Consider the following 1,254-nt stretch of genomic DNA (forward strand, 5'->3'; position numbering starts at 1 on the left):
GTGCGGGCGTGCCCCGACCTCGACGCGGGTGACCGAGCCGTGCTGCGTCCGGTCCTCGGCGCCTACGCCTTGCGCGTCGACCCGGGCGGCGTCGAGCTCGTCGCCCGGGAGCGCACGGGACTGCTGCACGGCCTCGCGACGCTGGTGCAGCTCGCTCAGGTCGTCCCGGGCCGCGCCTCGACCGGCGAGGTCTCTCGGGAGGTACCCGGCTACGCCACCCCGGGGTGCCCGCTGCCCGCCTGCGAGGTGGTCGACGCCCCGCGCTACCCGTGGCGAGGGCTCAGCCTCGACCTCGCGCGCCGCTTCCACGGTCCGGAGACCGTGCGCACCGTGGTCGACGTCATGGCCTCCCTCAAGCTCGGTGTGCTGCATCTGCACCTGACGGACGACCAGGGGTGGCGCCTGGAGATCCCCTCGCGGCCCGAGCTGACGGCCAGGTCCGGCCGCACCGCGGTCGATGGAGGCCCCGCGGGCTTCCTGAAGGTCGAGGACTACACGGCTCTCGTGGCCTACGCGGCCGAGCGCGGCGTCGTCGTCGTGCCCGAGATCGACCTGCCGGGGCACGTCAACGCCGCGCTGCACGCGTGCCCCGAGCTCAATCCCTCGGGGGAGGCCGTGCCGCCCTACACGGGGATCGAGGTCGGGTTCTCGCGGCTGGACGCGAGCCTGCCGGCGACCGACGCCTTCCTGGTCGACGTGCTGGGCGACGTCGCTGCCATGACCCCCGGGCCGTGGGTGCATCTGGGCGGGGACGAGGCCCTCGCGAGCGACCCCGAGGAGTACCGCGTGCTGGTGAACCGCGCGGCCGAGATCCTGCGGGCCGCAGGCAAGGAGGTGGTCGGGTGGCAGGAGCTGGCCCGGCTCGAGCCTGGGCCGAGCACCGTCGTGCAGTACTGGACCGCCGACCAGGACCCGGGCCCCGTGGTGGCTGCGGCGCGCGCGGGGGCCGACGTCGTGATGTCCCCGGCGAGTCGGACCTACCTGGACCTCAAGTACGACGCGACCACCGCACTCGGCCTCGAGTGGGCCGGGCACGTGGAGGTGCGCGACAGCTACGACTGGGACCCGGACCTGGTGCTGCCCCTGCCGGCCGAGCGGGTGCGCGGGGTCGAGGCCGCCCTGTGGTCCGAGACGTTGCGCACCCCGGAGGACCTCTTCCACATGCTGCTGCCCCGGCTCGCGGCCGTGGCCGAGGTGGCGTGGACCCCCCAGCGCCGCCGCGACTGGGCGAGCTTCGCCGCGCGGGTGCCGACG

The 1,254-nt window shown here is 75.0% G+C and carries 1 protein-coding gene; it reads left to right on the top strand.

Annotated elements, in window-relative coordinates:
• Nucleotides 1-39: 39 nt before the first annotated feature.
• A partial coding sequence (locus tag L0B03_RS18065; protein ID WP_250448416.1) for a family 20 glycosylhydrolase occupies nt 40-1,254 on the top strand: 1,215 nt, incomplete at its 3' end.

This window comes from Actinotalea sp. C106 (assembly GCF_023630195.1).
Lineage (GTDB): Bacteria > Actinomycetota > Actinomycetes > Actinomycetales > Cellulomonadaceae > Actinotalea.